Consider the following 25,102-nt stretch of genomic DNA (forward strand, 5'->3'; position numbering starts at 1 on the left):
CGAGCGACCTTTTCTCCGCTTTTCCATCGACGCGTTTTGATCTCAGCAAATCAATTAACGAAGCGTTTTGATAACGGCAACCAACAGGTAACGGCCGTCGAGGATCTCTCTTTCGAGGTTCAGCCTGGTCACGTTTTTGGGCTCTTGGGCCCCAACGGCGCCGGTAAAACGACGACGTTACGGATGCTCTTGGGACTGATCGAACCGACCTCGGGCGACGCGCAGATCCATGGCTTTCAAGTCAGTCGCGATGCTGATGAAGTGAAGCGTCGGATCGGTTTTGTTTCAGCCAGCGTGGGGGTCTATCCGTGGCTGACGCCCCGCGAAGTGCTGCATTTTGTGGGCGAACTCTATGGTGTCCGGCACCAGGTTGCGAGCCAGCGAATCGAAGGGCTTTCCGATTTGCTGGGGCTTGGCGAAATTCTCGACCGGCGCTGTGCCGTGCTCAGCACCGGGCAACAGCAGCGAATGAATCTCGCCCGTGCATTGGTTCACGATCCGCCGGTGATGCTGATGGATGAACCGACTCGCGGCTTGGATATTGTCGGCAGCCAAGTTGTCTTCGACTACATCGTTCATTTGCGAAGCGTTGGCAAAGCGGTGATCGTTTGCACACACCGGCTCGATGAAGCCGAACGGTTTTGCGACTCGTTTGGCTTGCTCAATCACGGACAGTTGTGCCAACACGGAAACCTGCAAGATCTGCAATCTCGGACGGGGCGAACGACGTTGACCGAAATGTTTGTCGATCTTTTGGCAGCCGATTCTTCCCAGCCAACGGAGCAACCGACTTGAATTCTTCAGTCCAGGGGCCGGGCGATCGCGACGCGGAACTCGACCATTTGTCAGACCAAACCGCCGACGCGGGACGGTCATCGCGGCCGTCATCGATCCGCACGTCGCGGCTAGCGATCAAAGAGCTTCGCGAGATTCTCCGCGACCGCCGTACGATCATGACTCTGGTGTTGATGCCACTGCTGGTCTATCCGCTGCTTGGCGTGACGGTTCAGAAGTTTCTGCTGAACAGCCTGCAGCAGCAACAGACGACGGTTTACGACATCGGTGTCGCCAACGAACCCGACGGGCATTTGTTGCTGAGCCTGTTGCATCAGGGGAGGATGTTGATCGAGGCGGAGGAGCCGAAGCAGGATGCGGATGATCAAGCGGATCAGCCCGATCAGCTTGCATCGTTGTTGGGTGTCGACGGCGATTCGGCTGTCGATCTGAACATCATTCAACCGTTTGAACCTAGTGGCTCCCGCGACCAGTTGCAGCGATTGATCGCCGATCAGGTTTTGCAGGTGGGAGTCTTGCTGCATTGGTCTGGTGAGCAGGGCGATCCTCAGCGGCAACCGCGGTTTGAACTGATCTACGACAAGCGAATGGCTTCGGCGCGGGCGGCACGCGACGAATTGGTGCTTCGCTTACAAGCCGTCAACGATACCTGGACGCGAAATGTGCTGCGGCAGGCGAAGATCGCTAGCGACGTCCCCGCTCCTTATGACGAACACTTCATCGAATCGCGGGCTCAGTCCTTTTCGATGGTCACGTTTGTTCCGTTGATGCTTGTCTTGATGACGATTACCGGAGCGGTTTATCCGGCGATCGACCTGACCGCGGGGGAGCGTGAACGGGGGACGATGGAGATCTTGATCGCCGCTCCGGTGCCACGCATCTCGCTGCTGATCGGCAAATTTGTCGCCGTGCTGGCCGTCGCGATGCTGACCGCCGTGGTCAACCTGATTGCGATGTTGATCACCGTCTATACGCTGGGGATCGATGGCATGATCTTTGGCGAAGGAGGTGTCTCGGTTATTGTGGTCCTGCAGATCTTGCTGTTGTTGCTCGTCTTTGCGGCTTTCTTTTCGGCGATGATGCTGGGTCTGACCAGCTTCGCGCGATCGTTCAAAGAAGCGCAGGCCTATTTGATCCCGTTGATGCTCGTCGCGCTGGCACCGGGGTTGTTGAGCCTGATGCCCGAACTGAAGCTCAACGCGACGCTGGCGTTGGTACCGTTGGTGAATATTGTTTTGGCCGGACGCGACCTGTTGCAAGGGACTCTGGTACCCGCGCTGTTTGCAATCACGCTGATCTCGACTTCGCTGTACGGGCTGTTGGCGCTTACGCTTGCGGCGCGAGTCTTCGGGACCGATTCGATCCTCTACGGCAGTGGCGGTTCGTGGGCCGATCTGTTCCGCCGGCCCGCGGCGCTGCGGTCCGCTCCGACGATGCCGACAGCGATGTTCTGTCTGGCGGTGTTGTTCCCTGGATTTATCGTGATCGGTGGGATGTCGTCGCGGATTCAGGGGCCGATGAGCAACAAGCTGATCGCCAACGCAATCGTCACGATGCTGTTGTTTGTCGCGCTGCCGTGGCTCTTTGCGCGGCTGAGCCATGTGCGAATCAAGACGGCGTTTTTTCTGCAGCTGCCGCGGTGGTCGACCTTCCTGGCCGCCGTGCTGTTGGGGTGTTCGGTCTGGACGATGGCCTATGAGTTGGAGATTCTTACGCTTTCCTCGGGCCGGATCGAACTGCTCAAACAGATCTTCGAAGCGATGAAGTTCGATTTTGCCGCGATCCCCTGGCCGCTGAAGCTGTTGACGCTGGCGGTGGTCCCGGCGGTCTGTGAGGAGTTCTTTTTTCGCGGCTTCTTGCTCAGCGGCTTCTTGCGCAACGGCAAGCCTTGGGTTGCGATCGTCGCCACGGCTGGCCTGTTTGGCTTGTTTCACGTGATCGTTCGCGATTCTCTGTTGTTCGAACGCTTTCTGCCCAGCTCTCTGATGGGGTTAGTGTTGGGAATCGTTTGTTATCGCTGTGGTAGCCTCTATCCGGGAATCTTGCTGCACGCCTTGCACAATGGAATCCTGGTTTCGATGAGTCACTTCGAAAAGAGCCTTCTTGAACTTGGCGTCGGCGTCGAAGCGAAGTCGCATCTTCCATTGTTGGTCCTGCTCGCGGCAGTGCTTCTGATCGCTGCAGGAGCGGCTCTGCTGGGCTGGTCGACTCGCCAAACAGCCGCGCCTCAGCCCCTGCCAGCGAATTCCTAGCTATGCTTGCATGTGGGGGAGAACTCTCTCGGCTTCTTCTTGTTCATGGTAAATGACAGAATGGAGATGCCGCCTGACGTCATCGCGTGATACAGTGGAATTGTTCGGATGGGGAATCTTTGGGCGGCGAGGCGAGAATTTCCAAGTGTGGGGCGCAACGCTTGCAACGGTTCGGATTATGATTCGTCATCAAACGATTGAGCCCAAATGGTGTCGTCGCTGTCGTGACTTGACCAACCATGAGGTCTACGAAGTCATCCCGCCATGGCTTTTCTGGTCGGCGGTGATCGGGACTCTCGGGCTTGCGTACCCCTTGCTTGTCTCGATTCAGCGTCGCTCACCCAACCAGTGCACTCACTGCGATGCCTGCGACAATGGACGCTACTTTGACAAACTCCGCCGTGAGCGGGCTCACGGTTCAGGTTCCGGTAAAACCAGGCGGCGAGGCAAGCCGCGGCAAATACCAGCACGCAGCGCAAGCAAGTGATTTAAGCACTGCAGAGAATCGCCATACCAGCACGCAGCGCAATCTGCTGATTTAACCACAGCAGAGAATTGCGATACCAGCACGCAGCGCAAGCAAGTGATTGAAAAGCAGCAGCTCCAGTCCAGCGCTTCTTGAACTGGACTGGCATTGCCCCAACCTACTTTCCTCTAATCGCCTGCGGCACCGTTGGCGTGCCATCGCACGGCGCGGATCAGGCTTGCCGCAAACCGCTCTCGGCTTCCTCTTTCAGGAAGCTCGCGTACGTTTGCTTTAGTCCGCGCTCGAGATCGATCTCGTGTCGCCAGCCCATCTCATGCAAGCGGCTGACATCGGTCACCTTCCGCGGCGTTCCGTCGGGCTTGGAGGGATCGGTTTTGATCTCCCCTTCGAACCCGACCACGGCGGCGATCTTTTTCGCGAGCTCAAGAATCGTCAAGTCTTCTCCGGTTCCGACATTCACCCAGTCGGGCGGATGGGAGGCGGACATCAGATGCATCACCGCGTCAGCCAGATCATCGACGTGCAGAAATTCGCGACGCGGCGATCCGCTCCCCCAGATCGTCACGCTACCGCGTTGCTCCTCTTTAGCTTCGTGAAATCGACGCAGCAGCGCCGGCAGGACGTGGCTGTTTTCGGGGTGGTAGTTATCGCCAGGGCCATACAGATTTGTCGGCATCGCTGAATGGAACATCACGCCATACTGTTGCCGGTAAAACTGACACAGCTTTAATCCGGCGATCTTTGCGATCGCATACGCTTCGTTGGTCGATTCGAGCGGCCCCGACAAGAGCGCCGATTCAACCAACGGCTGCGGCGCATCGCGGGGATAGATACATGTGCTGCCGAGGAACAGCAACCGCCTGACGCCATGTTTGTAGGCCGCTTCGACGCAGTTCATCGCGATCTTCATGTTCTGCGACAAGAACTCGACAGGGTATTGGCTGTTCGCATAGATACCTCCCACCTTGGCCGCTGCTACAACAACTGCATTGGGACGGTTGTCGGCATAATATTGATCGACAGCTTCCGCATCGCAGAGGTCGACGACCTCGCGACCGGCGGTCAGGAGTTCGATCGATGGATCGTTGGCAACGCGTCGACAGATCGCGTCGCCAACCATGCCGCGGTGTCCGGCGACAAACAGGCGTTGGTTCGATGGAGCCGAGGTGTCAGCGTTCATTGCGTTTCCAAATAGGTTTCTGGTGTCGAGGAAGGCTGTTGATCGGAGCGATCGCAATCGCAAACCGAGTTCAAAACATCGGCGATTTGTTGAGATGCTATTCTACGTTCGTATTTCGCTTGTACCAGTCGGCGGGCAATTTCGCCACTGGCTTCTAGTCCATGCGGATGTTCGATGCCCCAACAAACATGCTCGACTACCTGCGAAACATTGCCCGGTTCTACCGCGCGACCGACTTGGTGCGATTCGAACTCGCTAGCTACCGAGAACGTATCGGGAGTGATCGCCATCACGGGCGTCCTCGATGCGAGGATGCCGTACAGTTTGCTGGGAGCAAGGCATTCGTGGATGTTGGCAGCCGGCGACTCGACGTGCAAGTCCGCCGCGGGCAAGCTATCGGTCAGGCGTTCGATCGGCTGGTATTCGGTAAAGTGAACGTGTTTGGCTCCCATCCGCCGCGCAATCGGGGCCGCAACGATCGGCAGAAAAAACGGATCCGATTCGCTTACGATTACGTCAAATGATTGAGCCGCTGGCACGCGGCGACCCCAGCGACGTGTTTGCGATGTGAACTACAACACAGTGATCAACCGACCGACCTTCGATCGTTTGGGGCGTGTCGTGGGGGGCAAGCGGTAGATCGTGACGCCATCACGCTTCTGTTGCCCGCGGCGGACAAACTCCTGCCCCGTAAGATTCTTGTTGGGCTGGCCGGCGACGACCGTGATATCCCAACGCTCGAGAGCGCACCGCACAACTGTTCCAACAACTGCCCTGTCGCTTGGACATCGGGACAATAGCAGCGGTTCAGAAATGCGATTCATTGAGATCAAGCTTGTTGTGCCTGCTCGCGATGTAAGTCAAAAATGCGTCGGCGTCGGCGAACCCACAAAACTGCCACTAACGTCGATCCCAACGCGGTTGCAACCACCGCCAAACGCTGCATCGACGTCGAATAGATCGCCATGTAATAACCTAGCTTCAGATATTCGGCTAGGATCTGTTCGAGTCCTTGCTGAGACTGCCACCAAGTCTCCCACACAAACGCGTCCGACGGAGCGCCAACAAAACGGAAGCGTTCCAGTTTTCCACCGTAGATGCGGGCGGCAGCCCAGCGGGCTCGTCGCGTGTGAAAGCGGTTGGTCACGATCGTGATCGTCGCATCGGGATCGGTCTCCAAGATCGATCCGATCAATTCCAAATCGCTGTGCGTCGTGCGAGACTCGCCATCGAGGAAAAACATCCGCTCCTCTGCGATCCCTCGCTCCTGAAAGATACGCTGAGTCATCTCGTGTGTTGGCAGACGCAGCCCCTCTTGGACCGCGTTCGTTTCGGGATTGCGGAGGATCGCCGTCCGTTTGGCAAGGCCCTCGCGGAGGATCACCACGGCGGCAAACGTCCTCGTCTCGGGACCGCCAGGCAAGACGACCACATAGTCGCTCGGCAAGATCGGCTCGCTGACATCTAAACCGTTCGCGACCGCTAGCAACAGTTGCGCATGGCTGGCCCACAGCAGTCCAAAAATCAACAGCATCGCAAACCCAACGCGTCGGATCATCAAGACGCTCCCTGCGGTGAGAGTTCCGGCTGCGGCGGTACGTCGGACAAACGAACGCCTAGCGAACGCAAACGTTGACGGAACGCGTCTTCGTATTCTTGGGGACTCATGTCGTCCGGACGCGGCGTCCCGTCGGGAGAGATCCAGTCGTAAAGCCAAGCGATCGATTGACCATAAAACTCTTTGCAGCCGGTCGTCGAACGCCACCAACGATCGGCGGAATGATCGATCGGATCCAATGGTTTGATTTTCAATCGGCTCGCCGCTTGGTCGGTAAATTTGCGATCGACGATCCGCCGCAGCCGCCCGCTCGCCAGAGCTTCTGCCAGAATACAAACCACGGCATCGGGATTTTGGTCCATCCATTGGCCGAGATATTCGATCCGCTCATAATCATCCCAAGCCGCCCCGGGAACGAGTTCCGTTTGCCCCGATGCCGCCCCTAGTTCCAACAACAACTGCGGCTTGACTTCGTCGGGAGAAGGGGCCGCGCCACACTGCACCGATCGCAAAGTTGCCTCTTGAGGGATCAAGATCGGTTTCCCATCGGACGCCATCGCAATTGCGGTTTCCAGCAGCCGATCGCCATCGAGCAGATACAGATGCGTGATCGAGGATTCATCGATCGCATCGCTGCTGCGGTAGCATCGTGTGACCGCAGAGAGGAGCGGTTGGTGCAGCAGAGCAGCCAAGATCGACGCCACGACCGCAAGAATCAGCCATATTCGTCGTCTCGGCAAATCAAACCCCTTCTTCTATTGTGTACGTTGTGCGAAGCCAAACCATCAAATACTGCGGCGTGAGTCGCCGCAATGCCCCCAGACATACGGGCCGTCCCCGCTTGCAGCTGTTGAGCGCAGGTCGACGACAGCCCGGTGGTTGCCCATCCTAATTGCTCGTTCCCACAACGCCAATCGCCAACCGGACGCGATCGCTCCCCCCACGATTTGAAAAGGAAATATACCCATGGTTCGATGGCGTCCCACGGATGCGACCACGATCGTTACCGGAGCGTCCAGCGGAATCGGCTGGGAAATCGCTCGCCAACTGGCCGATCGAGGTGCCAATGTCGTCGCGGTGGCGCGGCGAACCGAGCGGCTGGAGCAACTGCAGACAAGCGCGTCGGCCGCCCCCGGTGAGATCATCCCCATGGCGGGGGACCTTACCGACCCCGCGTTTCGCCAGCAGATCATCGATCGCGTCGCGGCGATATCGCCTCATCTGGATCTACTGGTCAACAACGCAGGGATCGGCGGGATCGGTCCATTCGCAGAGGCATCGCCGGAGCGTTTGCGTCGAATTATGGAGGTCAATTTCTTCGCCACCGTCGAATTGACGCGGCTCGCCCTGCCGATGCTGCAGGCCAGCGACAACGCGGTAATCTGCAACATCAGCAGCGTCTTGGGGCATCGCGGCGTGCCGGGCAAAAGTGAATATTGTGCTAGCAAGTTTGCGATCCATGGTTGGAGCGACTCGCTGCGGGCGGAACTGGCGCGATCGGGGATCCAGGTCACGCTTGTGAGTCCCAGCACGACGGCGAGCGAGTTTTTTGATGTGGCGATCGAAACCCAGGCGGCTCAGACACAGCACCGCCGCGGCGCGATGAGTCCCGCTCGTGTGGCTCAGTTGGCGATCGCAGCGATCGAAAAACGCCGCGACGAAATTGTGCTCAGCCCCGGCGGCAAGCTGCTCGTCTACCTCGACCGCTGCTGCCCCTGGCTCGCCAACCGCCTGATCGCCCGCTTCGGATAACCCCGATCGCCCGCGGCGTCGATGCTGGAGAATCCATCGCGCTGCCCAAGTCCTGGAACGTCGTGCTGCCCGTCGATGCTAATTACGGAACGCGAGGGCATCTGATATGATGGCCGGCGCCTCGGCCCCCCGTGGCGAACGTCGCGTCGACTCACTGTCGCCTGCTTACCGAACACTCCCGATCCCGCCGCCTGCAAATCCATGCTGCCACGCACGCTCGAACCCGAATCGATGGACGACCCGGCCGAAGCCGCTAGTTACGACGACATGAATCATTCGGCCGTCAACATTCGTTTCGTCGACGACCTGTTGGCGGGCGGATCGATCGGCAACGACATCTTGGACCTGGGGACCGGAACCGCGCAGATTCCGATCCTGTTGTGCGAACGGATGCCCGATATCCGGATCATGGCGCTCGATGCCGCCGCCAGCATGTTGGAACTGGCGATCTACAATATCGAGATCGCCAGCGCCATCGAACGCATCCAGTTGATGCAGGGTGACGCCAAAGCGATGGACGACTTTGAGGACGAGATGTTTGATTGCGTGATGTGCAACAGTCTGATCCATCATCTTCCCGAACCTCAGCCGACGTTTGCTGAGATCCATCGGTTGACTGCGATCGATGGGCGGATCTTCGTTCGCGACCTCTGCCGTCCCGATTCGGCCGACGCGGTGGAAGCGTTAGTCGCCCAATATGCGGGCAAGGAATCGGAAGTCGCGCAACAATTGTTTCGCCAATCGCTGCACGCTGCCCTGACGTTGGACGAAGTCAAGCAGATGGTTTCCGCTGCGGGCATGTCGCCCGACGCGGTGCAGATGACCAGCGACCGTCACTGGACGCTGGATGTTCGCAAGTCCGCCGCTTGCCAAGAAGGGACCGCGTCGTGAAAACCTATCTCGAACTGCTGAACCAGATCATCGAACATGGCACCGACCGGCCCGATCGGACCGGGACGGGGACGCGCAGCCAATTCGGAGCGCAGATGCGATTCGACCTGGCGGCCGGCTTTCCGCTGCTGACGACGAAGCGACTGCACCTGCGGTCCATCTTGTACGAATTGTTGTGGTTCTTGCGTGGCGACACGAATATCGCCTGGCTCAAAGAGAACGGCGTTTCGATTTGGGACGAATGGGCCGACGAGAACGGTGACTTGGGGCCAGTCTACGGACATCAATGGCGCAGCTGGCCTGCCCCCGATGGCGGCACGATCGACCAGATTGCGGAAGTCGAATCGCAGATCCGCGACAATCCCAACTCGCGGCGTTTGATCGTTTCAGCTTGGAACGTTGCCGAAGTCAACAACATGGCGCTGCCGCCGTGCCACTGCCTGTTCCAGTTTTATGTCGCCGACGGACGACTAAGTTGCCAACTGTATCAACGCAGCGCCGACTTCTTCCTCGGTGTTCCCTTCAACATCGCCAGCTACGCCTTGTTGACGATGATGATGGCCCGCGTAACGGGGCTGCAGCCGGGCGACTTTGTCCACACCCTGGGCGATGTGCATCTGTACCACAATCATTTTGAGCAGGCGCGATTGCAATTGAGCCGCGAGCCGCGACCGCTGCCAACGATGCAGATCAGCGGCGATCAGAAAAGTCTGCTCGACTTTAAATTTGAAGACTTCGAATTGATCGGTTACGATCCGCATCCGCACATCAAGGCAGCTGTGGCGGTATAACCATTCGTGATCGATTCTCCATCCCGTCATTCAAACCCTTGGGCAAAACATGGCGACCGATTATTCGACGTTCCACGAACCGACAAGCGACCTGTTCGAGCGGCTTGCCGCCGTCAGCGACCTCTCTCCATTTCGCTTGACCGACGAACAGATCGCTCACTATCACGAGTTTGGATATCTGGCTGGGGTTCGAATTCTCGACGATGCGCAGATCGAACACCTCCGCGCTGAATTGGCGGAATTGGTGCAGCCCGATCACGACGGCCGCTCGCTGTGGTACGAATACAACAGCAACGAATCATCCGATCCCGATCTGGTGTTGTTCCACGCTTTGGGTGCTTGGCGAACGCGGCCCGGTTTCCACGACATGTTGTGGAACCCTGCCTTCCTCGTCGCGGCCAGCCAGTTGTTGGGCGGAGCGGTTCGGTTTTGGCACGACCAACTCTTTTGCAAACCGGCTCACCACGGCGGCGTTGTCGCTTGGCACCAAGATTATTCCTATTGGACGCGGACCCAGCCGATGGCTCATCTGACCTGTTGGATCGGATTGGATGATGCCACCGCCGACAACGGTTGCTTGCAGTATGTGCCCGGCAGCCATCGTTGGCCCCTGCTGCCGATCACCGGGCTGGCCGGCGACATGCAAGCGATCGGGGAAGTGCTCAGCGAACAGCAGATGCATCAGTTGCAAAATCCCACAGCGATCGAGCTGAAGGCGGGAGAGTGCGCGTTCCATCATCCGTTGATGGTCCACGGATCGTTTGCCAATCGGACCGATCGGCCGCGGCGAGCCGCCGTGTTGAACGTGGTCCGCGACGGCGTCTGTTCCGCCGGCGACAAACCGTTGCTCGATGGTACCGATCCGGTCCCGGCGGGGCAGCCTCTTGCCGGCCGCTACTTTCCGCTGCTGTTCGACGGCGAACGATCGCTCTGATTTTGCCGTCCCACCCGCGACTCGATTGCCTAATCGCCAGTTCAACCTATCCGAACGTGACTTTCAGCCGCTTCCCTCGCCTGCTTTCGCTTTACGTTCGCCCGGCGGCGGCCTATCTTTAAAGAACAGGCTTGGCGTTGGGGGCGAAATCGAACGCTCCCCGACTGCCAAAAGCCTGCTCGCAAACGTTTATCAGAGGAAGAAGTAAATGCTCACGTTGCAATCTTGGTTGAAAACCATGTTGTTGGCCATCGGTCTGATCGTTGCATCGCTGGTCGGAGCGGTTGGTGCGTTTGCGCAAGCGGCGGTTGCGCCGGTTGACACCGCGGAACAGGAGAAGGAAGCCGACGCGAAGAAGGCGACCAGCGAATACCTGCGGATCACGAAACTGGACAATGGAAAGCCCGATTCGATGGAGACGTCGATCGTTCGCTTTGAAGGACCGGCGGGAAGCAAATACGCTGGACGCGTGGTCGATCTGATCGGCGTCGTTCACATCGGGCAGAAGGAATATTACGAACAATTGAATCAGCGGTTCGCCGACTACGACCGCGTGCTTTACGAATTGGTCGCTCCCGAAGGAACAACGGTCAGCAAAGAACAGGCGGGCGAAGTCCGCGGCCCGTTGGGAGCGATGCAGTTGGGGATGAAAGACATTCTGAATCTGGACTTCCAGTTGGAGCATATCGATTACGACGCGAAGAACTTCCGCCACGCCGATATGAGTCCCGAGGAATTTGCCGCTGACATGGCCGAGCGTGGGGACAGTGTCATGAAAATGGTGTTCCGCATGTTGGGGTCGGGGATGGCGACGCAAGCGGCCGCTGAACCAGCGGCTTCGGATACCGCGCTACTGTTTGCGTTGTTCGCTCCCGATCGCGCACGACGCATGAAACAGATCATGGCTTCGCAGTTCGAGGATATGGAAATCGCAACCGCTGCGATGGCCGATGCCACTGGCAAGAGCACGATCATCACCGAACGCAACGCAAAAGCGTTCAGCGTCCTGGCCGATGAACTGCAGCGGGGAAGCCGCAAGGTTGCCGTCTTCTATGGCGCCGGGCACCTGCCGGACATGGCCGATCGTTTGCGGGACGACTTCCAAATGAAGAAGACGCAAACCGAGTGGTTTCAAGCTTGGGATCTGCAGAAGAACTAAGGTCTCTGCGAACGGCGTTACGCCAGCCGAACTAGATTCTCGCGATAGTCGCGACTGCGGACGACGTATCGCTCCGCCGTCTTGGCGAGATTCTCGATCTCTTCTTCGGTCAGTTCGCGGACTCGCCGCGCCGGAGCGCCTAGGATTAGCGAGTTCTCCGGGAACGTTTTGCCTTCGGTGATCAGAGCCCCGGCGCCGACCAAAGAATTGCGGCCGATCACGGCGCGGTTGAGCACGATCGCCTGCATCCCGATCAGTGCTCCGTCTTCAATCGTGCAACCGTGCAGCGTCGCTTGGTGTCCGATCGTGACGCCTTCTCCCACGGTCAGCGGGCAGCCTGGGTCGGTGTGCATCACCGTCCCATCTTGGACGCTGCTGCGAGCCCCGATGTCGATCAATTCGATATCGCCTCGCAACACAGCGCTCGGCCAAACGCTCGCCTCCGATCCGATCGCAACCCGACCTATCAACGTCGCCTCCTCGGCAACAAAACAGTCGGGAGCCAGTTCAGGGGTGCGGTCGCCGAGTCGATAGATCGCCATGATTGGAAGGTTCCCAAAGAGTGGAGGTTCGTGGTGCAGAGTCGATGCGACCGCGATTGTACCGCAGTAGCTCAAATCGGGGACCGGTATGAAAAGGACTCGCGCCGACGCCACGCTAGCAATACCAGCACGAAGCGCCAGCGAGTGATTTTTCTTTTAGTCGCCTTTCGCTCTGCGAAAGTGCGTTTGCGGTGCGTTCTTTCGCGGAGCGAAAGACGACCAACCTTGGGACGCTAGCGATACTAGCACGACGCGCCAGCGAGTGATTTTTCTTTTGGAAGCTTCGTTGCGCGTTCACTCGCTTGCGCTTCGTGCTGGTATGGGGATTGTCGCCTTTCGCTCTGCGAAAGTGCGTTTGCGGTGCGTTCTTTCGCGGAGCGAAAGACGACCGAGTGGGATTTGCGGTCGACCTCTGCTGGGCTGGGGTGCTATAGGAGAGGCACGCTGTTTTGTCTCCGATTCGATTCCAGGGAACCTCCTCCGATGTTGCTCACTCACAATCTCCGGAAGACCACCGGTCACCGAGCCTTCGCATTCGCGCTGCTCGGATTGTTTGCGATCGCCAGCGGATGTTCCGAGCGTGCGGCCGAGGAGACGCCGCTGCGGTACGAAAATTACGAGAACCCCGAGGCGGATGCGGCTGCGATGCGGTCCCCCGCTGATTCGCAAGGTCTGCCCGCACCGTCACCAGCTCCATTGGACCCACCACAAATCGCGCGATCCGAATCGCTGCCGAAGTTCGCTCCTTCGGCCAAGGCGCCCACGATGACAAAGGCTCCGCAACCGCAAGCGATGAGAGTTCCCAAAGCGGGTTCTGCAGCCGCAAGTGCGGATGTCGTTACATCTCAGTCACAACGGATCGAATATTCGATAGCTCCAGCCGAGCAGGTGGCTGCCGAACCGAGCGCCCATCTACAGCGGCTGCCGGCGGGAGCGGAGCACGATGCCGAGGCCGGCTTTGCGACTGTCGAGGTCTTTTATGCAACCGATCGCAAACGCACCGACGTGCCTTTGTCGTCGTATCAGATCAGCGGACAGAAGACAGCGTTTATGATGTTCGCCGCAGTGGCGATCGGGTTGGCTCTGCTGGGGCTCTACCAATTGGTTCGCGGCCGCGGCCGGATGGCAGCCGTCTCGATGGTGGCTTCGTGTCTGGTCGGCGTATTGGCCAGTGGATGGATCGCGTTGGGACAAGCCAACATTGAAAAGCAGGGCGTCACGTACAGCGGCGATCGTGGCACGTTAGTTCGCGGAATCTGCGAAGTCACCGTGCCGGACACGCATCAACGCGGGCTGGTCGAACGTCCCAGTCTGTTGCGATTCGAGCTGCGCGAAGATCAGACCAAACACATGGTCCTGACCAGCGCCACCGAACTCGCAGCGGACGACTTTCGTCAGCGGTTGTCGGATCGCGTCGCCAGCGCTCCCGAGAGCGACCTGTTGGTCTTCATCCACGGCTACAACGTCGATTTCGAATCCGCGGTTCAACGGACCGCTCAGATCGCCGTCGATCTTCCCTTCGAAGGCGTTCCCGTTTGCTACAGCTGGCCCAGCCAAGCATCGTTGGTCGGCTACACCATCGACGAAAACAACTCCGAATGGACGATCGCCCACCTAAAAGAATTCCTGCTGGAATTGGTCCATGAAAGTGGTGCGAAGAGCGTCAACGTGGTCGCTCACAGCATGGGGAACCGCCCGATGACAGCGGTGATGCAGCAGATCGGTTGGGAGATGGCGCAGGCAACGGCTCTGTTTGATCGCATTGTGTTGGCCGCTCCCGACGTCGATGCCGATCGCTTCCGCCGCGATCTCGCTCCTTCGCTTTTAAAGGTGGCGAACCAGGTGACGTTGTATGCGTCGAGCGACGATCAAGCGTTGATCGCCAGCAAGAAGGTCCACGGTCATCCGCGAGCGGGAGAGAGTGGAGATCAGATCGTGGTGGTCCCGGGAATCGAGACGATCGACGTCAGCGGAATCGATCTAAGTCTGCTGGGCCACAGCTACTACGGCGATAACGAAACGATGCTTCGCGATCTGTATGAACTCGTCCGCCAACGTCTGCCAGCGCCGCAGCGCGCGATGTTGATCGCGCGGCAAGCTGGCGAACTGGTCTATTGGCAGTTGGCCCAGCAACAAGGTGCTGCGGTCCGCTAGAACGCGGATGCTTAGGCTCGCGAGAGGAACTCGCCGGTGCGTGTGTCGACTTTGATACGCTCGCCGTCTTTGATGTATTCCGGCACTTGGATCACCAGCCCGGTTTCCAGCGTCGCCGGTTTGCTGCGCGACGTGGCGGAATTGCCTTTGACCGCGGGGTCGCACTGCGTGATATCCATCTCGACCGACGCGGGCAATTCCAAGCCGACCGGACCGTCGTTGTAGATCAGAGCGCGGATCCCTTCGAGTCCTTCGGACAAGTAGAGCAATTGGTCGCCGACATCATCCAGGTTCATTGCGTACTGGTTATAGTTTTCGGTATCCATCAGATGGATCTGTTCGGCGTCGCGATACATCACCTGGACATCGCGTTTGTGGAAATCGGCCATCTCCAACGCGTCGGTCCCCTTGAGCGTGAGATCGACCTTCTGCCGGCTGACCAGATTGCGGCCGCGAAACTTGTACAGCGTTGCGGCTCCCCGCGCCGATGGCGTCTGCACCTGAATCCCCAGAATCAACAAAGGGTCGCCATTGTAAACGACGACCGTACCGGTTTTGATTTCTTTTGCTTGCATGTTCTGCTTAGGAAGTTGGAATGGGATCCGAGGGGGAGGGGCGCGTCGAGAACCAACATGTCGGCTATCGTGCTTGCAACGATGCGATTACCAAGGACCATCCTCTTCGCCGGGATCGACTCCGTCGCGCGAACCGTTGATCGATTCGAGCACGCTGTCGCGTTCGGCTCGCGAAGCCCAAACCGATTCGTCCAATTCGAGGCGGACTTCGTATTGGCCTTCGCGGGTGCAGTCCTCTTCGCCACAAAAGTGCGGCGTGTCAGCGACCCACATGATCCGATACAGCGGAACATGCTTGTCGTCGATCAAGATGGTGATTGAATTATTCATGACCGTAACACTCCCTAAAACAAGAATATCGCGTAGCCGAACGGAGTTCAGCAAGCCGCCATCGTCGATTGCGAGAAAAAAATTGCGATCAGCCCTTGCCCAGTTCTTCACCGCGAAGGGCGGCGGCTTGGACAGCGGAGATCAAGGTGTTTCGCAGGGCACCGCGTTCCAAGGCGGCGATCCCCGCGATCGTGGTCCCGCCGGGACTGGCGACAGCGTCTTTAAGGACTGCGGGGTGCGAACCGGTCTGTTGGATAAGGGTCGCGGTCCCTAGCACGGTCTGCGTCGCCAGCTGCATCGCCAGCTCGCGCGGCAGTCCCGACAACACGCCACCATCGGCCAAAGCTTCGATGATCATGCAGACATAGGCTGGCCCGCTGCCGCTGACTCCCGTGACCGCATCCATCAATTTGTCTTCCACGCGGAACGCCTTGCCGACCGAGGAGAGCATTCCGTCGACATAGGCTGCGTCTTCACTGCTGACATCGTCGCCACAGCAGTAGGCGCTGGCACCGGCACCGACCAGAGAAGGGGTGTTTGGCATCACGCGGACAACGCGGCTGCTGCCGAATTGGCGGACCAACGTCCCCAATTGAATCCCCGCCGCGACCGAAATCAGCAGCGACTTGCGGGCTGTTCGTTTTAATTCCGCCACGACCGCCGGAACGCCGTGCGGCTTGATCGCCAACAGGATGACATCGGCCGCTTCCACAGCGGTCTTGCTGTCGGCGGTGACCTTGGCCTGCGGAACGTTCTGTTTCCACCAAGCCTGCGAATCGGTGTTCCGATCTCCCACGGTGACCCGGTCGGCTGTCGTGAAACCGGCGTCGATCATCCCTTGTACCAACGCCCGCCCCATCTTTCCGCCACCAATCAATGCCAGTTGCGGTTTGGTACTTTCCATGGATCGCGATCTTTTTAGAGAGTGCAAGTAGGTTGCCGGCCGGTACATTCCAGGCTGCGCCTATAGCGTACCGGTTCATCGGCAACCGACTCAACACCCCTTGATCCAGCTATTGGACCGGTTCGACCAGCAGCGTTTCGAGCTGTGCCGGCTCGAGAGCCCGATCGAAGATAGCGACCTCGTCGATGCGGCCTTCGAAATTCGAGTCGTTGTCGCTGCGGCCCCCGATGAACAGGTCGCCGACTTGCGAAACGCTAGCCGCCGCTGCGGTGGTCTCGATCTCTGGCTGCTTCGATCCGTTCAGATAGACCCGCACCTTGTCGCCGCTGCGAGTCATCACGACATGGTTCCAACTCCAACGTTCAAGCGTCGTCTGCCCCGTCACCGGCTTGCCGTCGCCGTTGACGAAGATCAACTTGCCAGGATCGGTCGCGGTGCCGCCGATTCCTAGATGCTCGCCAAACGAACTCGTTTGATAGGGACGGTCGCGAGAGACGATCCAGCCGGTTGTCTCGCGGCCATCGTTGGGCATCCCGTTCCAAATCCACATCGCCACGCTGTAGTCGGCTTGGCCGCTTGGCAAACGCGTTTGCAGCCGTCCGCCCGCGAGGTGGATCGCGCGGTTGATCTCATCCGTTTCGCAGACGCCTGGCTGTGCTGGCCCTTCGAGAAACAACGCGTAGCCCGGCGAGACGCTGGCGTCGCGGTGATGCTTCGAACTGTCGATCGCGATCGATCCGTCCATATGATCCAATCGATAAAACGCAAATGGATCGGCCGCTTGGATCGCTTGGGTCAGCTCTCCAGCAGTCTGCACAAACGGACGTCGCGGTTTGCCCGCCAACTGTTCCAACAATTGCAGATTTGCTTCCGTGATCTTCGGCTCGGCCTGAACTTCCAAACCAGCCGAACGCGCTGCCCAGGTGTTGTATCCGCCCAAGTGATGCTGTTCGGGCGGCGGGATATAGCCGTCGCCACCGTTAGCCAATTCGATCACCATCTGTTTGGCAAACGGACTCTGCAGCTTCAACTTCAACCCGGTCAAAGCGTAGGTTTCGGTAGGCGTTGTCGAGATCCCGATGTCGCCGATTCGAATTCCCTGCACGACCACGTCGGTCGACTGCAATTCGTGAAGCAACACCTGTTCGCGAGCGTAGACCTCTTGGATCGTTTTGGGCAACTCGCCTTCCATCGAATCGACGATCTGCTGGGCCCACTGCAAGCGTTGGGCATCGGGCAGCCGGTACATCATCGGCAAGCGGTTTTCCGCCATCGCGATCGAATCGACTGGCTTGTGCTCGATCTTTTTATAGGCTCCGTAGATGAGGTCCAACAATTCGGTCGTGTAGTTTTCCAGCGTTGGGTTGTAGTTGCCATCAGGGCCAGCTGTGTAATCGCGGCGCCAGATATCGCCGCTGCATCCATGCGACATCATCGCGACCATCGACGGCGATGCCCCGGGCTCTTGTTCAGGGGATTTTTCCTTAGCCGCAGTTTCCGACTGAGCAACACGATCTTGGAACGCGTTGCACAACAGTCCGTAGTAGTCGGCGCTGATCTGTGAGTCGCCGAAGTAGTGCATCGAAAAGTTGGCCAACACGGCGATCGGTTGCCCATCGGGCGACGCGAACGAGATCAACGAAACCTCGGGATCTTCGGGGCCCGACGGACCTGTCACGTTTTCGGGGACACGAGCGGCGTGCATGTTGGCGCGAATCGTTGGGTTGCCGAACGGATCGTCATCGATTCGGTCGGGACGACGAATCCAACGCCGCAGCGCCGTGAACTTGTCTGCATCCACTGTTGTCCAGCCGACATGCGCCGGAGCCAAGTTGGCTTCCGCCGATGCGATCGCTTCAGCAAGCTTTTCTCGCAGATAGGGAACGTAGCGTGGATCGGGATCGGTTCCCAAAGCTCCCATCGCCGACGGCGCGGTGTGAGTGTGAGTTGCCGAGATCAGCATCCGATCGGGTTGGATCTTGGTGCGTTGGGAAGCGAGCGCTTTGGCATCATCCAAGAGGAACTGAGGCATCATGCAGCTGTCGACGACAACGATCGCGATCCGTTGGTCGCCATCGTCGATCACCATCGCTCGGGCGCTGATCGGCGTTTTCACTTTGTCGACAGTTCGGGACAAGATGCCGCCGTTGACAATCACGGGCATGTCGGGCGGAGTGACATCGACAACGACCGCACCAACACGCAGTTCAGCGGACACGGGAAGGGCTAGCAGAAGAGTTAAAACGGCAGGTGCAAACAGCGAGAGTGATCTCATGGGATTCCCGAAGCGACGGAGTGGAAGGAAGGAATAGGTGGGGACGGACTGGGCCAGTTTTACCCATGCGCCCCGGCGATTGCAACCAATTTTTGTCTTCGCTACGGCTCGGAGAACGTCTCGGTTTGCCAACCACCGCCGCCTTGACCACCGCTTGGTGCACGAAAGGAACGATTCCTATTTCCGATCGGCGCAGACGTTATGGAGTCGCGGTGGCGCGGACCGCTGAAATGAAAAAGGTCCCGATCCGACCGTAAGCCGAGAGGTGGAGGCTGGCAGTGGAACTTAGCCCGCCGCGATGGCGAATCGCTGCCGATCGTCTGAAAACACCGCGACCGCGGTGTCGTTGAACGGCAACCATCATCGCTGATGCAAGGCCGCTGAGTTTTGAACGCCGGGCGTGGCGACGGTTCGCTGCCAGCGAGCGCGATTGCGGTCAGCAGGACTCGATCGTCGAGTGTCCCGGAGCGTGGGGCGGACCGAGTAAAACGGTCGGAGCGGGCGTTTCGGCTTGTTCCAAACGGTTGATTAACGAGACGACTTCATCGAGCGTTTTGGGTTCAGAGAAATAGTAGCCCTGACCAAGATCACACTCCAGATCGCGGAGCCGCCCGAGTTGCCGCTGGGTCTCGATTCCTTCGGCGATCACGGTGACGCCCAGATTGTGCGCCAAGCTGATGATCGCGTGGATGATCGATTCGTAATCGACATTCGATTCCATCGTCGATACAAACGAGCGATCGATCTTCAGCACATCGATTGGAAACCGATGCAGGCAGCTGAGCGATGAGTGGCCGGTGCCGAAGTCGTCCATGTGCAGTTCGACGCCAAGGTTGCGGATCTCGTGCAAGCGATCGACGATATGTTCGGGGTTCTCCATGATCAACGACTCGGTGATTTCCAGATTGATCAGCTTTCTCGAGATGTCAAAACTCTCGAGGATCTTGCCGAGCATCAGGACAAAACCGGGATCGATGATCTGTCGCTTGGAGACGTTGACGCTTACCGAGATCGGCCGGCGACCCGGATCATGATTCAGTCGCTTGACGGTTCGACACGCCTCTTCGAGCACCCAGCGACCGATCGGGACGATCAACCCGGTCTCCTCGGCGACGGGAATAAAGTCGGCGGGACTGATCAGTCCGTTTTCGGGATGGTGCCATCGCAGCAGCGATTCGACTCCCGTAACCGTGCCGTCTTGGACGTTGAAGATCGGTTGATAGACCATCCGCAACGCGTTGTCCTGCAGCACGGTGCGGAGCGACGCTTCCATCTCCAACTGCTTGAGCACCGACGAATGCATGTTGCGATCGAACACCGCCAGGCAGCGTTTGCCGGAGAATTTGGCGCGGTACATCGCCAGGTCGGCGTTCCGCATCAGGTCTTCGGGCGTGGCGACATCGGCGTTGGCAAACGCGATTCCCAGGCTGGTGCCGACGCTCAATTCTTGGTTCGTCAAGACGTAAGAATTGATCAGGTCGTCGCGGATCGTTTCGGCGAACCGGATCGCCAACGCTTCGGACTCGACGTTGGCTAAGAAGACGACAAACTCATCGCCTCCCAATCGAGCGACCAAGCTGTGTGGCGTGTTCGAATCCTGCCCGATGTTCGCCGCGGAATCGCCACACATTGAAGCGAGCGAATCCTGCAAGCGGTTTGCGATTTGGACCAACAGTTCATCGCCAACGATATGTCCGAGGCTATCGTTGATCAGTTTGAAGTTGTCGAGATCCAAGAAGATCAACGCGTCGCACTTGTCGCTGTTCCGCTCGCGTCGCCGGAACTGTTCGGCCAAGACGGTTTTTAAGTAGTTGCGATTGGGCAGCTTGGTCAAGTGGTCGTGGGTCGCGGCATGCTGCAGTTCGGATTCAGCCGTCTTGCGTTGGCCGATCTCCTCCTGCAACTTGTCGTTGGCGCTTTGCAACTGCTGCAGCCGTAACTGGCTCGCCACGCTTGTGCGATGCTTCTGTGTCATCGCCATCGCCAGCTGCAACACCTCTTCGCTGGCGAACGGTTTTTTCACGAACAGCAAATTGTCGCGGTGCCCCAAGCGCTCGATGATCTGGGGCCAGGAGTAATCCGAAAACGCGGTGCAGATAATGACCTGCAGCATCGGATCGACCTGCCACAACCTGGCGATCGTCTCCAATCCGTCGATCCCCGGCGGCATTCGCATGTCGACAAACGCGACTTCAAACGGATTGTCCTGTTCGATCGCAGCGGTGGTCAGTTCGACAGCTTCCAGTCCCTGCAATGCGTGCGTCAATTCAAACGTCATCAAGCCTTGAGCGTTGCCGGGCGGGGCTGCCGGAGCGGCATCGCCAAACAATTCGGCTTCCAGATCTTGGAGATCGGAATCGTGGCGATTGTTGCTCAGCAACACCGTGCGATAGGCGTCGTGAATCGATTGCTGGTCGTCGACCAGCAGGATGCGACCCGGTCGGTTTGCGGTTTCGATGCTCATTCTACACCGCCTCTGGGACAGAGTTTTTCGGCAACGAAAGCACAAAAGAAGCCCCCAGCCCAGCCCCAGGACTGTGGACGGTCAGCGAGCCTTTCATCTGGCGAGCGGCGTTGGCACAGTAGTGCAGCCCGTGCCCATGTCCCAGCGGTTTCGTGGTGAAGCCACTGGAGAAGACCTTTTCCATATTCTCCGGCGTGATCCCACAGCCGTGATCGACGACTTCGATCCGCAGTTCCTCGGTCTCCGAAAGCGTGACGTCGATCTCGATCTCGCGATTCCTGGCGTCGATGTCTTTGATGGCATCCTTCGCATTGGCGATCAAATTGACCAACACCTGGATCACTTTGCCGCGATCCATGCGGACCTCGGGAAGGTTCCCGCAGCGGACGCTGACGGTCACGTCGTGGCTGTCGAGCGACGCTTGCAGCATCCCGATCGCATCGCTAATCAGTTTCTTTGGCCTCACCGATTCGATCACCTGCGCCCCGGTCGCCAGCTTCTGTTGCGATTCCAGGATTTGGCCGGCGTGCTGCAGATTGGTCGACATCGATTGCAGCTGTTGCAAAATCTCCAGGTGCTCCAGTTCCAAGTGGTCGGTGACTTGGCAGATGTAACCGGGCAGCTTTTGTCCACGAGGATCGGTGGCCAGAAACTCGCTCATCTGATGTTCGTTGGCTCGCAACAGATCGACTGATTTTTTCAGTCCCACCAGCTTCGACTGTTCCAGTCGGTTCGACATCGAACTCGACAGTACATTCACGTTGGTCATCACGTTGCCGACGTTATGCAGTACTCCGGTCGCGACGTCCGACATCCCGGCGCGACGTGAGAGTTCGATCAAGCGGCTTTGCGTATCGGCGAGGTTGTCGACCATTCCGTTGAAGTGCCGAGCGAGATTGCCAAATTCGTCCGATCGACGGACGTTGACGCGGACGCCCAAGTCGCCGGTTTCGCCGATATGACTGGCTCGATCCGAAAGATGGGTCAACGGGCTGATCACAATGCTCTGCAACAGGACCAACAGGATCGTCAGCACGACAAATGCGGCGACCAACAGCGATCCCAAGGCGTAACGCATTGCAACGCGTCCGGTTTGGGTGATGTTTCGATAGACCATCGCATGGGTTCGCAAGATCGGTTGCCCGGTGATGTCCAACAGCATCGATTCGACAGCTAATCGTTCGTCGTCGATCTCCGTGATGGCGATCGGGACGTCGCGATCTTGTGGCGTGATCGAGTCGCTGCTTTGAGGAGTCAGGTTCACGGACAGCGGAGTCACCGTGAATGCGACCGAACTCTGGTCGGCGATCGATTTGACCACCTTCTCATCCAGGAAACGCCCCATGATCAACGTTCCATTGATTGGCGGCAGACCGCCGGTCCGCAGAATCGGCCGCGAAGCGACTTGGATCGGTCCGTATTCGGTCATCAGCAATCCGCCGATCGACGAAGAGTGGGGAGGGCCGTCGGTGCTTTTGTGTTGTAACAACGGGTGCGTCAGCGGCCATTGAACCGCGGGGAAGACAACTGAATCGAGCGGTTCGCTATCGCCCACGTTGCGAAAACTGCGGTGCAGCACATTCCCGTCGGTATCGACGACAGCCAACAGATTCAGGTTCGTATCGCGAAACATCGTGTCGATGTACCGCTCTGCCCCGACGCGACGAGTCGGATCGGCGGTGAATTCATGCAGATCGTCCCACGCGGCGCAGTCGTGAACGAAGAAGTCGAGGTTCTCGATATCGCGTTGGATCGCTTGCTGACAGCGATACAGATTCTGGCTCGCTTCACGCTGCTCGAGCGAAACGAAGCGAGGGAAGATAACCAATTGCTGAATCGCAGCGTCGATCACTACATAGAGTGAAAAGACGGCGATCAGTGTTAATAAAATTTTTAAACGCAGATTCATATTTCAACGCTCGTCTCAAAGACGTCTGGCGATTCGGTGTTGTCCGCAGGGTAATTCGGTCTTTCCGGTTGAGGTCTCCGCCGCCATCGGAGGCCTTCTGGCGGTTGGATCCCCCGCCAGCTGACGCCGGGCGAACCCGCCGCCTGGACGCAGGATCGACTCCGCTCTGGTTCTCTTCTGGGAACTAGCGGTTCCGGAACTCCCACGACCCTCCGAAGACTAGGCCTCAAACCAGACCCTGCGACAGGCTTTCAGAGCAAATTGCGGGCTTTCAAAAGCCGGCTTCCGCAGCGCGCCGTCGCAACCCGAACCACCGTTTCAATCCGCTCTCGCCGCTGACCGCCGTTTGCGTCTTTTCCGACGTTCTGCTTTAATCGATCGGCTTGACGCAACCTTCTATAAAAGCCGACTCTTCCCCATGACTGATACCCCTGGCGACCTGGAAACATCTCCCCCACAACGGCGGAGTCTGTTGGATCTCCATCGCGACGAACTCGTCGGCTGGCTGGCTGAGCAGAAGCAGCCGAAGTTTCGTGCTGCACAGATCCTCCGCTGGGTCTACCAACAGCGGGCGATGTCGTTTGAAGAGATGACCGACCTGCCGGCGAAGCTTCGCCAGCGGTTGGCCGAAGATTTCGATCTGTTTACCGCGAGCGTCGAAGTCGAACAGGTCTCCCACGACGGGACGGAAAAGCTGTTGATCCGGCTCCGCGATGGAGGCGAGGTCGAATGCGTCTTGTTGCGCGATGGCCCGCGGCGCTCGATCTGCGTCAGCAGCCAGGTTGGGTGCGCGATGGGGTGCGTCTTCTGTGCCAGTGGACTCGATGGCGTCAAACGAAATTTGACCCACGGCGAGATCATGGAGCAGATGCTGCGGTTGCAGCGGCGTCTGCCCGCCGACGAACGACTCAGCCACATCGTGATGATGGGGATGGGCGAACCGTTGGCGAACCTCGACAACGTGCTTGCTACGCTCGATATCGCTCGCGATGCCGATGGATTGGGGATCAGTCCACGCCGGATCACGATCAGCACCGTCGGTCTGCCTCCGGCGATCGATCGGCTGGCCCGGCACGGCGTTCCCTACAACCTCGCCGTCAGCCTGCACGCTCCCAACGATGAACTGCGAAATCGCTTGGTCCCCGTCAACGTTAAGGTCGGGATCGACAAGATCCTCGCGTCGGCCGATCGCTATTTTGCCACCAGCGGTCGCCGGTTGACCTACGAATACGTGCTGCTGGGGGGCGTGAACGATTCGATTCAACAAGCCCATGAGCTCGTTCGCTTGTTGCGCGGCCGATCGGCGTTGTTGAACGTCATCCCCTACAATCCCGTGGCAGGCCTACCTTATAAGACGCCTTCAGCCGGCGCGGTCACTCAGTTTCGCGAAGCTCTTGAGCAAGGGGGCGTGAACGTCCAGTTCCGCACGCGGAAAGGGAGCGACATCGATGCGGCATGTGGCCAGTTGCGTCGCAATCGCGAACAGCTGACCGAATCGCAGCTGCCGTTGGCCTAGTCGTCCGCGTCTGCCAACGCGTTCAGCAACTCAGAAAAGACGCAATCGACAGCTTCCCGCTGCCGGTCGATTCTGCCGGTCGCTTCTATTTGATGCCGCGTCGATTGCACCGCCAGGGTTCCATCGGCAGCACGTCGGGCGATCGAGACAAAGACGGCTCCATCCAATTGCGGTGGTGCGTTGGGGCCCAGATGCCCCGTGACCGCTGCCGCGATGTCGGCGTCTTCGGTCCGCCGCAGCACGCCGTCGGCCATCTGATCGGTCACGGTCTGGCTGACGGCTGAAAAGCGTTGCAGGTCTGCGGGGGAAACACCCAACCAAGCGATCTTCATCGATTCGCGATAGGTGACGACCGATCCGCACAACCATTGGGAGATCCCTGGAATCGAGGCTAGCGACGCCGCGACGAGCCCCGCGGTGCAGCTTTCGGCAAACACGACCTTGGTTTGGCGTGCGGTCAGGCGGTCGGCAACTTGCTGGGCGATCTGGTTCATGCCTGTCATAATACCGCAGTGGCGGGCGGGTCGGAAGCGAGTCCCGGTCGCCTGCTTGAATCGCCTTGGGGACGGTGAGTGGTTTTGCTGTGTAGCGTAAAGTTCGCTTGCGGCGTAAACTAACCGAGTTCCCCTCAAAT

General features: G+C 58.6%; 22 protein-coding genes. 9 read left to right on the forward strand and 13 right to left on the reverse strand.

What is annotated here, in order from left to right; translation table 11 throughout:
- Positions 1 to 36: 36 nt before the first annotated feature.
- Together CA51_RS09735 and CA51_RS09740 are read left to right on the forward strand one after the other, a co-directional pair.
- Complete coding sequence (locus tag CA51_RS09735; RefSeq protein WP_145120067.1) at positions 37 to 795, forward strand: ABC transporter ATP-binding protein; 759 nt, start codon at positions 37 to 39, stop codon at positions 793 to 795.
- On the forward strand, positions 792 to 3,047 hold the full coding sequence (locus CA51_RS09740) for an ABC transporter permease subunit/CPBP intramembrane protease (RefSeq protein WP_197451715.1): 2,256 nt from the start codon (positions 792 to 794) through the stop codon (positions 3,045 to 3,047). The genes CA51_RS09735 and CA51_RS09740 overlap by 4 nt, the downstream gene beginning before the upstream one ends.
- A gap of 698 nt (positions 3,048 to 3,745) precedes the next feature.
- Here CA51_RS09740 and CA51_RS09745 read toward each other — a convergent pair.
- The 5 genes from CA51_RS09745 to CA51_RS25770 are packed head-to-tail and all read right to left on the reverse strand — an operon-like array spanning position 3,746 to position 7,012.
- Positions 3,746 to 4,714, reverse strand: coding sequence for a GDP-L-fucose synthase family protein (locus CA51_RS09745; RefSeq protein ID WP_145120071.1), 969 nt, complete (start codon positions 4,712 to 4,714; stop codon positions 3,746 to 3,748).
- On the reverse strand, positions 4,711 to 5,253 hold the full coding sequence (locus CA51_RS09750; protein WP_145120073.1) for a hypothetical protein: 543 nt from the start codon (positions 5,251 to 5,253) through the stop codon (positions 4,711 to 4,713). The genes CA51_RS09745 and CA51_RS09750 overlap by 4 nt, the downstream gene beginning before the upstream one ends.
- 33 nt (positions 5,254 to 5,286) lie before the next feature.
- Positions 5,287 to 5,538, reverse strand: a complete 252-nt coding sequence (locus CA51_RS09755; RefSeq protein ID WP_145120075.1) for a hypothetical protein — start codon at positions 5,536 to 5,538, stop codon at positions 5,287 to 5,289.
- 5 nt (positions 5,539 to 5,543) lie between these two features.
- Positions 5,544 to 6,272 (reverse strand): YdcF family protein, encoded by a 729-nt coding sequence (locus tag CA51_RS09760; RefSeq protein WP_197451716.1) that lies wholly within the window; start codon positions 6,270 to 6,272, stop codon positions 5,544 to 5,546.
- Positions 6,272 to 7,012, reverse strand: a complete 741-nt coding sequence (locus tag CA51_RS25770) for a hypothetical protein (RefSeq protein WP_197451717.1) — start codon at positions 7,010 to 7,012, stop codon at positions 6,272 to 6,274. The genes CA51_RS09760 and CA51_RS25770 overlap by 1 nt, the downstream gene beginning before the upstream one ends.
- Positions 7,013 to 7,238: 226 nt before the next feature.
- On the opposite strand from CA51_RS25770, the gene CA51_RS09765 reads away from it, so the two are divergent.
- From CA51_RS09765 to CA51_RS09785, 5 genes are all read left to right on the forward strand, one after another.
- A complete protein-coding gene (locus CA51_RS09765) occupies positions 7,239 to 8,024 on the forward strand; it encodes an SDR family NAD(P)-dependent oxidoreductase (RefSeq protein ID WP_145120078.1) in 786 nt (261 codons plus the stop codon).
- A gap of 201 nt (positions 8,025 to 8,225) precedes the next feature.
- Entirely contained in the window at positions 8,226 to 8,915 is a 690-nt protein-coding gene (locus CA51_RS09770; RefSeq protein WP_145120080.1) for a class I SAM-dependent methyltransferase, read from the forward strand.
- A complete protein-coding gene (locus CA51_RS09775) occupies positions 8,912 to 9,706 on the forward strand; it encodes a thymidylate synthase (RefSeq protein WP_145120082.1) in 795 nt (264 codons plus the stop codon). The genes CA51_RS09770 and CA51_RS09775 overlap by 4 nt, the downstream gene beginning before the upstream one ends.
- 49 nt (positions 9,707 to 9,755) lie before the next feature.
- Positions 9,756 to 10,640, forward strand: coding sequence for a phytanoyl-CoA dioxygenase family protein (locus tag CA51_RS09780; RefSeq protein ID WP_145120084.1), 885 nt, complete (start codon positions 9,756 to 9,758; stop codon positions 10,638 to 10,640).
- A gap of 238 nt (positions 10,641 to 10,878) precedes the next feature.
- Positions 10,879 to 11,799, forward strand: a complete 921-nt coding sequence (locus tag CA51_RS09785) for a hypothetical protein (RefSeq protein ID WP_231746096.1) — start codon at positions 10,879 to 10,881, stop codon at positions 11,797 to 11,799.
- 17 nt (positions 11,800 to 11,816) lie between these two features.
- On the opposite strand, the gene CA51_RS09790 is transcribed toward CA51_RS09785, so the two are convergent.
- The gene (locus CA51_RS09790; RefSeq protein ID WP_145120086.1) at positions 11,817 to 12,341 is read right to left on the reverse strand and encodes a gamma carbonic anhydrase family protein; all 525 of its coding nucleotides are present in this window, start codon (positions 12,339 to 12,341) and stop codon (positions 11,817 to 11,819) included.
- 483 nt (positions 12,342 to 12,824) lie between these two features.
- On the opposite strand from CA51_RS09790, the gene CA51_RS09795 reads away from it, so the two are divergent.
- Positions 12,825 to 14,495, forward strand: coding sequence for an alpha/beta hydrolase (locus tag CA51_RS09795; RefSeq protein WP_145120088.1), 1,671 nt, complete (start codon positions 12,825 to 12,827; stop codon positions 14,493 to 14,495).
- A gap of 11 nt (positions 14,496 to 14,506) precedes the next feature.
- Here CA51_RS09795 and CA51_RS09800 read toward each other — a convergent pair whose 3' ends face one another.
- The 6 genes from CA51_RS09800 to CA51_RS09825 all read right to left on the reverse strand — a co-directional run bounded on the left by CA51_RS09800 (position 14,507) and on the right by CA51_RS09825 (position 22,952).
- Positions 14,507 to 15,070 carry an elongation factor P gene (locus CA51_RS09800; RefSeq protein ID WP_145120090.1) on the reverse strand — a complete coding sequence of 188 codons (564 nt, stop codon included), beginning with the start codon at positions 15,068 to 15,070 and terminating at the stop codon, positions 14,507 to 14,509.
- Positions 15,071 to 15,157: 87 nt separating this feature from the next.
- The gene (locus CA51_RS09805; protein WP_145120092.1) at positions 15,158 to 15,400 is read right to left on the reverse strand and encodes a hypothetical protein; all 243 of its coding nucleotides are present in this window, start codon (positions 15,398 to 15,400) and stop codon (positions 15,158 to 15,160) included.
- A gap of 88 nt (positions 15,401 to 15,488) precedes the next feature.
- Positions 15,489 to 16,304 (reverse strand): pyrroline-5-carboxylate reductase, encoded by an 816-nt coding sequence (gene proC / locus CA51_RS09810; RefSeq protein WP_145120094.1) that lies wholly within the window; start codon positions 16,302 to 16,304, stop codon positions 15,489 to 15,491.
- 109 nt (positions 16,305 to 16,413) lie between these two features.
- Positions 16,414 to 18,522: a LamG-like jellyroll fold domain-containing protein gene (locus CA51_RS09815; protein ID WP_197451718.1), complete on the reverse strand. Its 2,109-nt coding sequence runs from the start codon at positions 18,520 to 18,522 to the stop codon at positions 16,414 to 16,416.
- 493 nt (positions 18,523 to 19,015) lie between these two features.
- Complete coding sequence (locus tag CA51_RS09820) at positions 19,016 to 21,043, reverse strand: putative bifunctional diguanylate cyclase/phosphodiesterase (protein WP_145120100.1); 2,028 nt, start codon at positions 21,041 to 21,043, stop codon at positions 19,016 to 19,018.
- 1 nt (position 21,044) lies between these two features.
- Entirely contained in the window at positions 21,045 to 22,952 is a 1,908-nt protein-coding gene (locus CA51_RS09825) for a CHASE4 domain-containing protein (protein ID WP_145120103.1), read from the reverse strand.
- A 418-nt stretch (positions 22,953 to 23,370) separates the two neighbouring features.
- Between CA51_RS09825 and rlmN the strand changes: the two genes are divergently transcribed.
- A complete protein-coding gene (gene rlmN / locus CA51_RS09830) occupies positions 23,371 to 24,468 on the forward strand; it encodes a dual-specificity RNA methyltransferase RlmN (RefSeq protein WP_145120105.1) in 1,098 nt (365 codons plus the stop codon).
- Here the strand turns inward: rlmN and CA51_RS09835 are convergent.
- Complete coding sequence (locus CA51_RS09835; RefSeq protein WP_197451719.1) at positions 24,465 to 24,962, reverse strand: CinA family protein; 498 nt, start codon at positions 24,960 to 24,962, stop codon at positions 24,465 to 24,467. The genes rlmN and CA51_RS09835 overlap by 4 nt on opposite strands.
- Positions 24,963 to 25,102: the final 140 nt, after the last annotated feature.

The sequence above is a fragment of the Rosistilla oblonga genome, from assembly GCF_007751715.1.
Classification (GTDB): Bacteria; Planctomycetota; Planctomycetia; order Pirellulales; family Pirellulaceae; genus Rosistilla; species Rosistilla oblonga.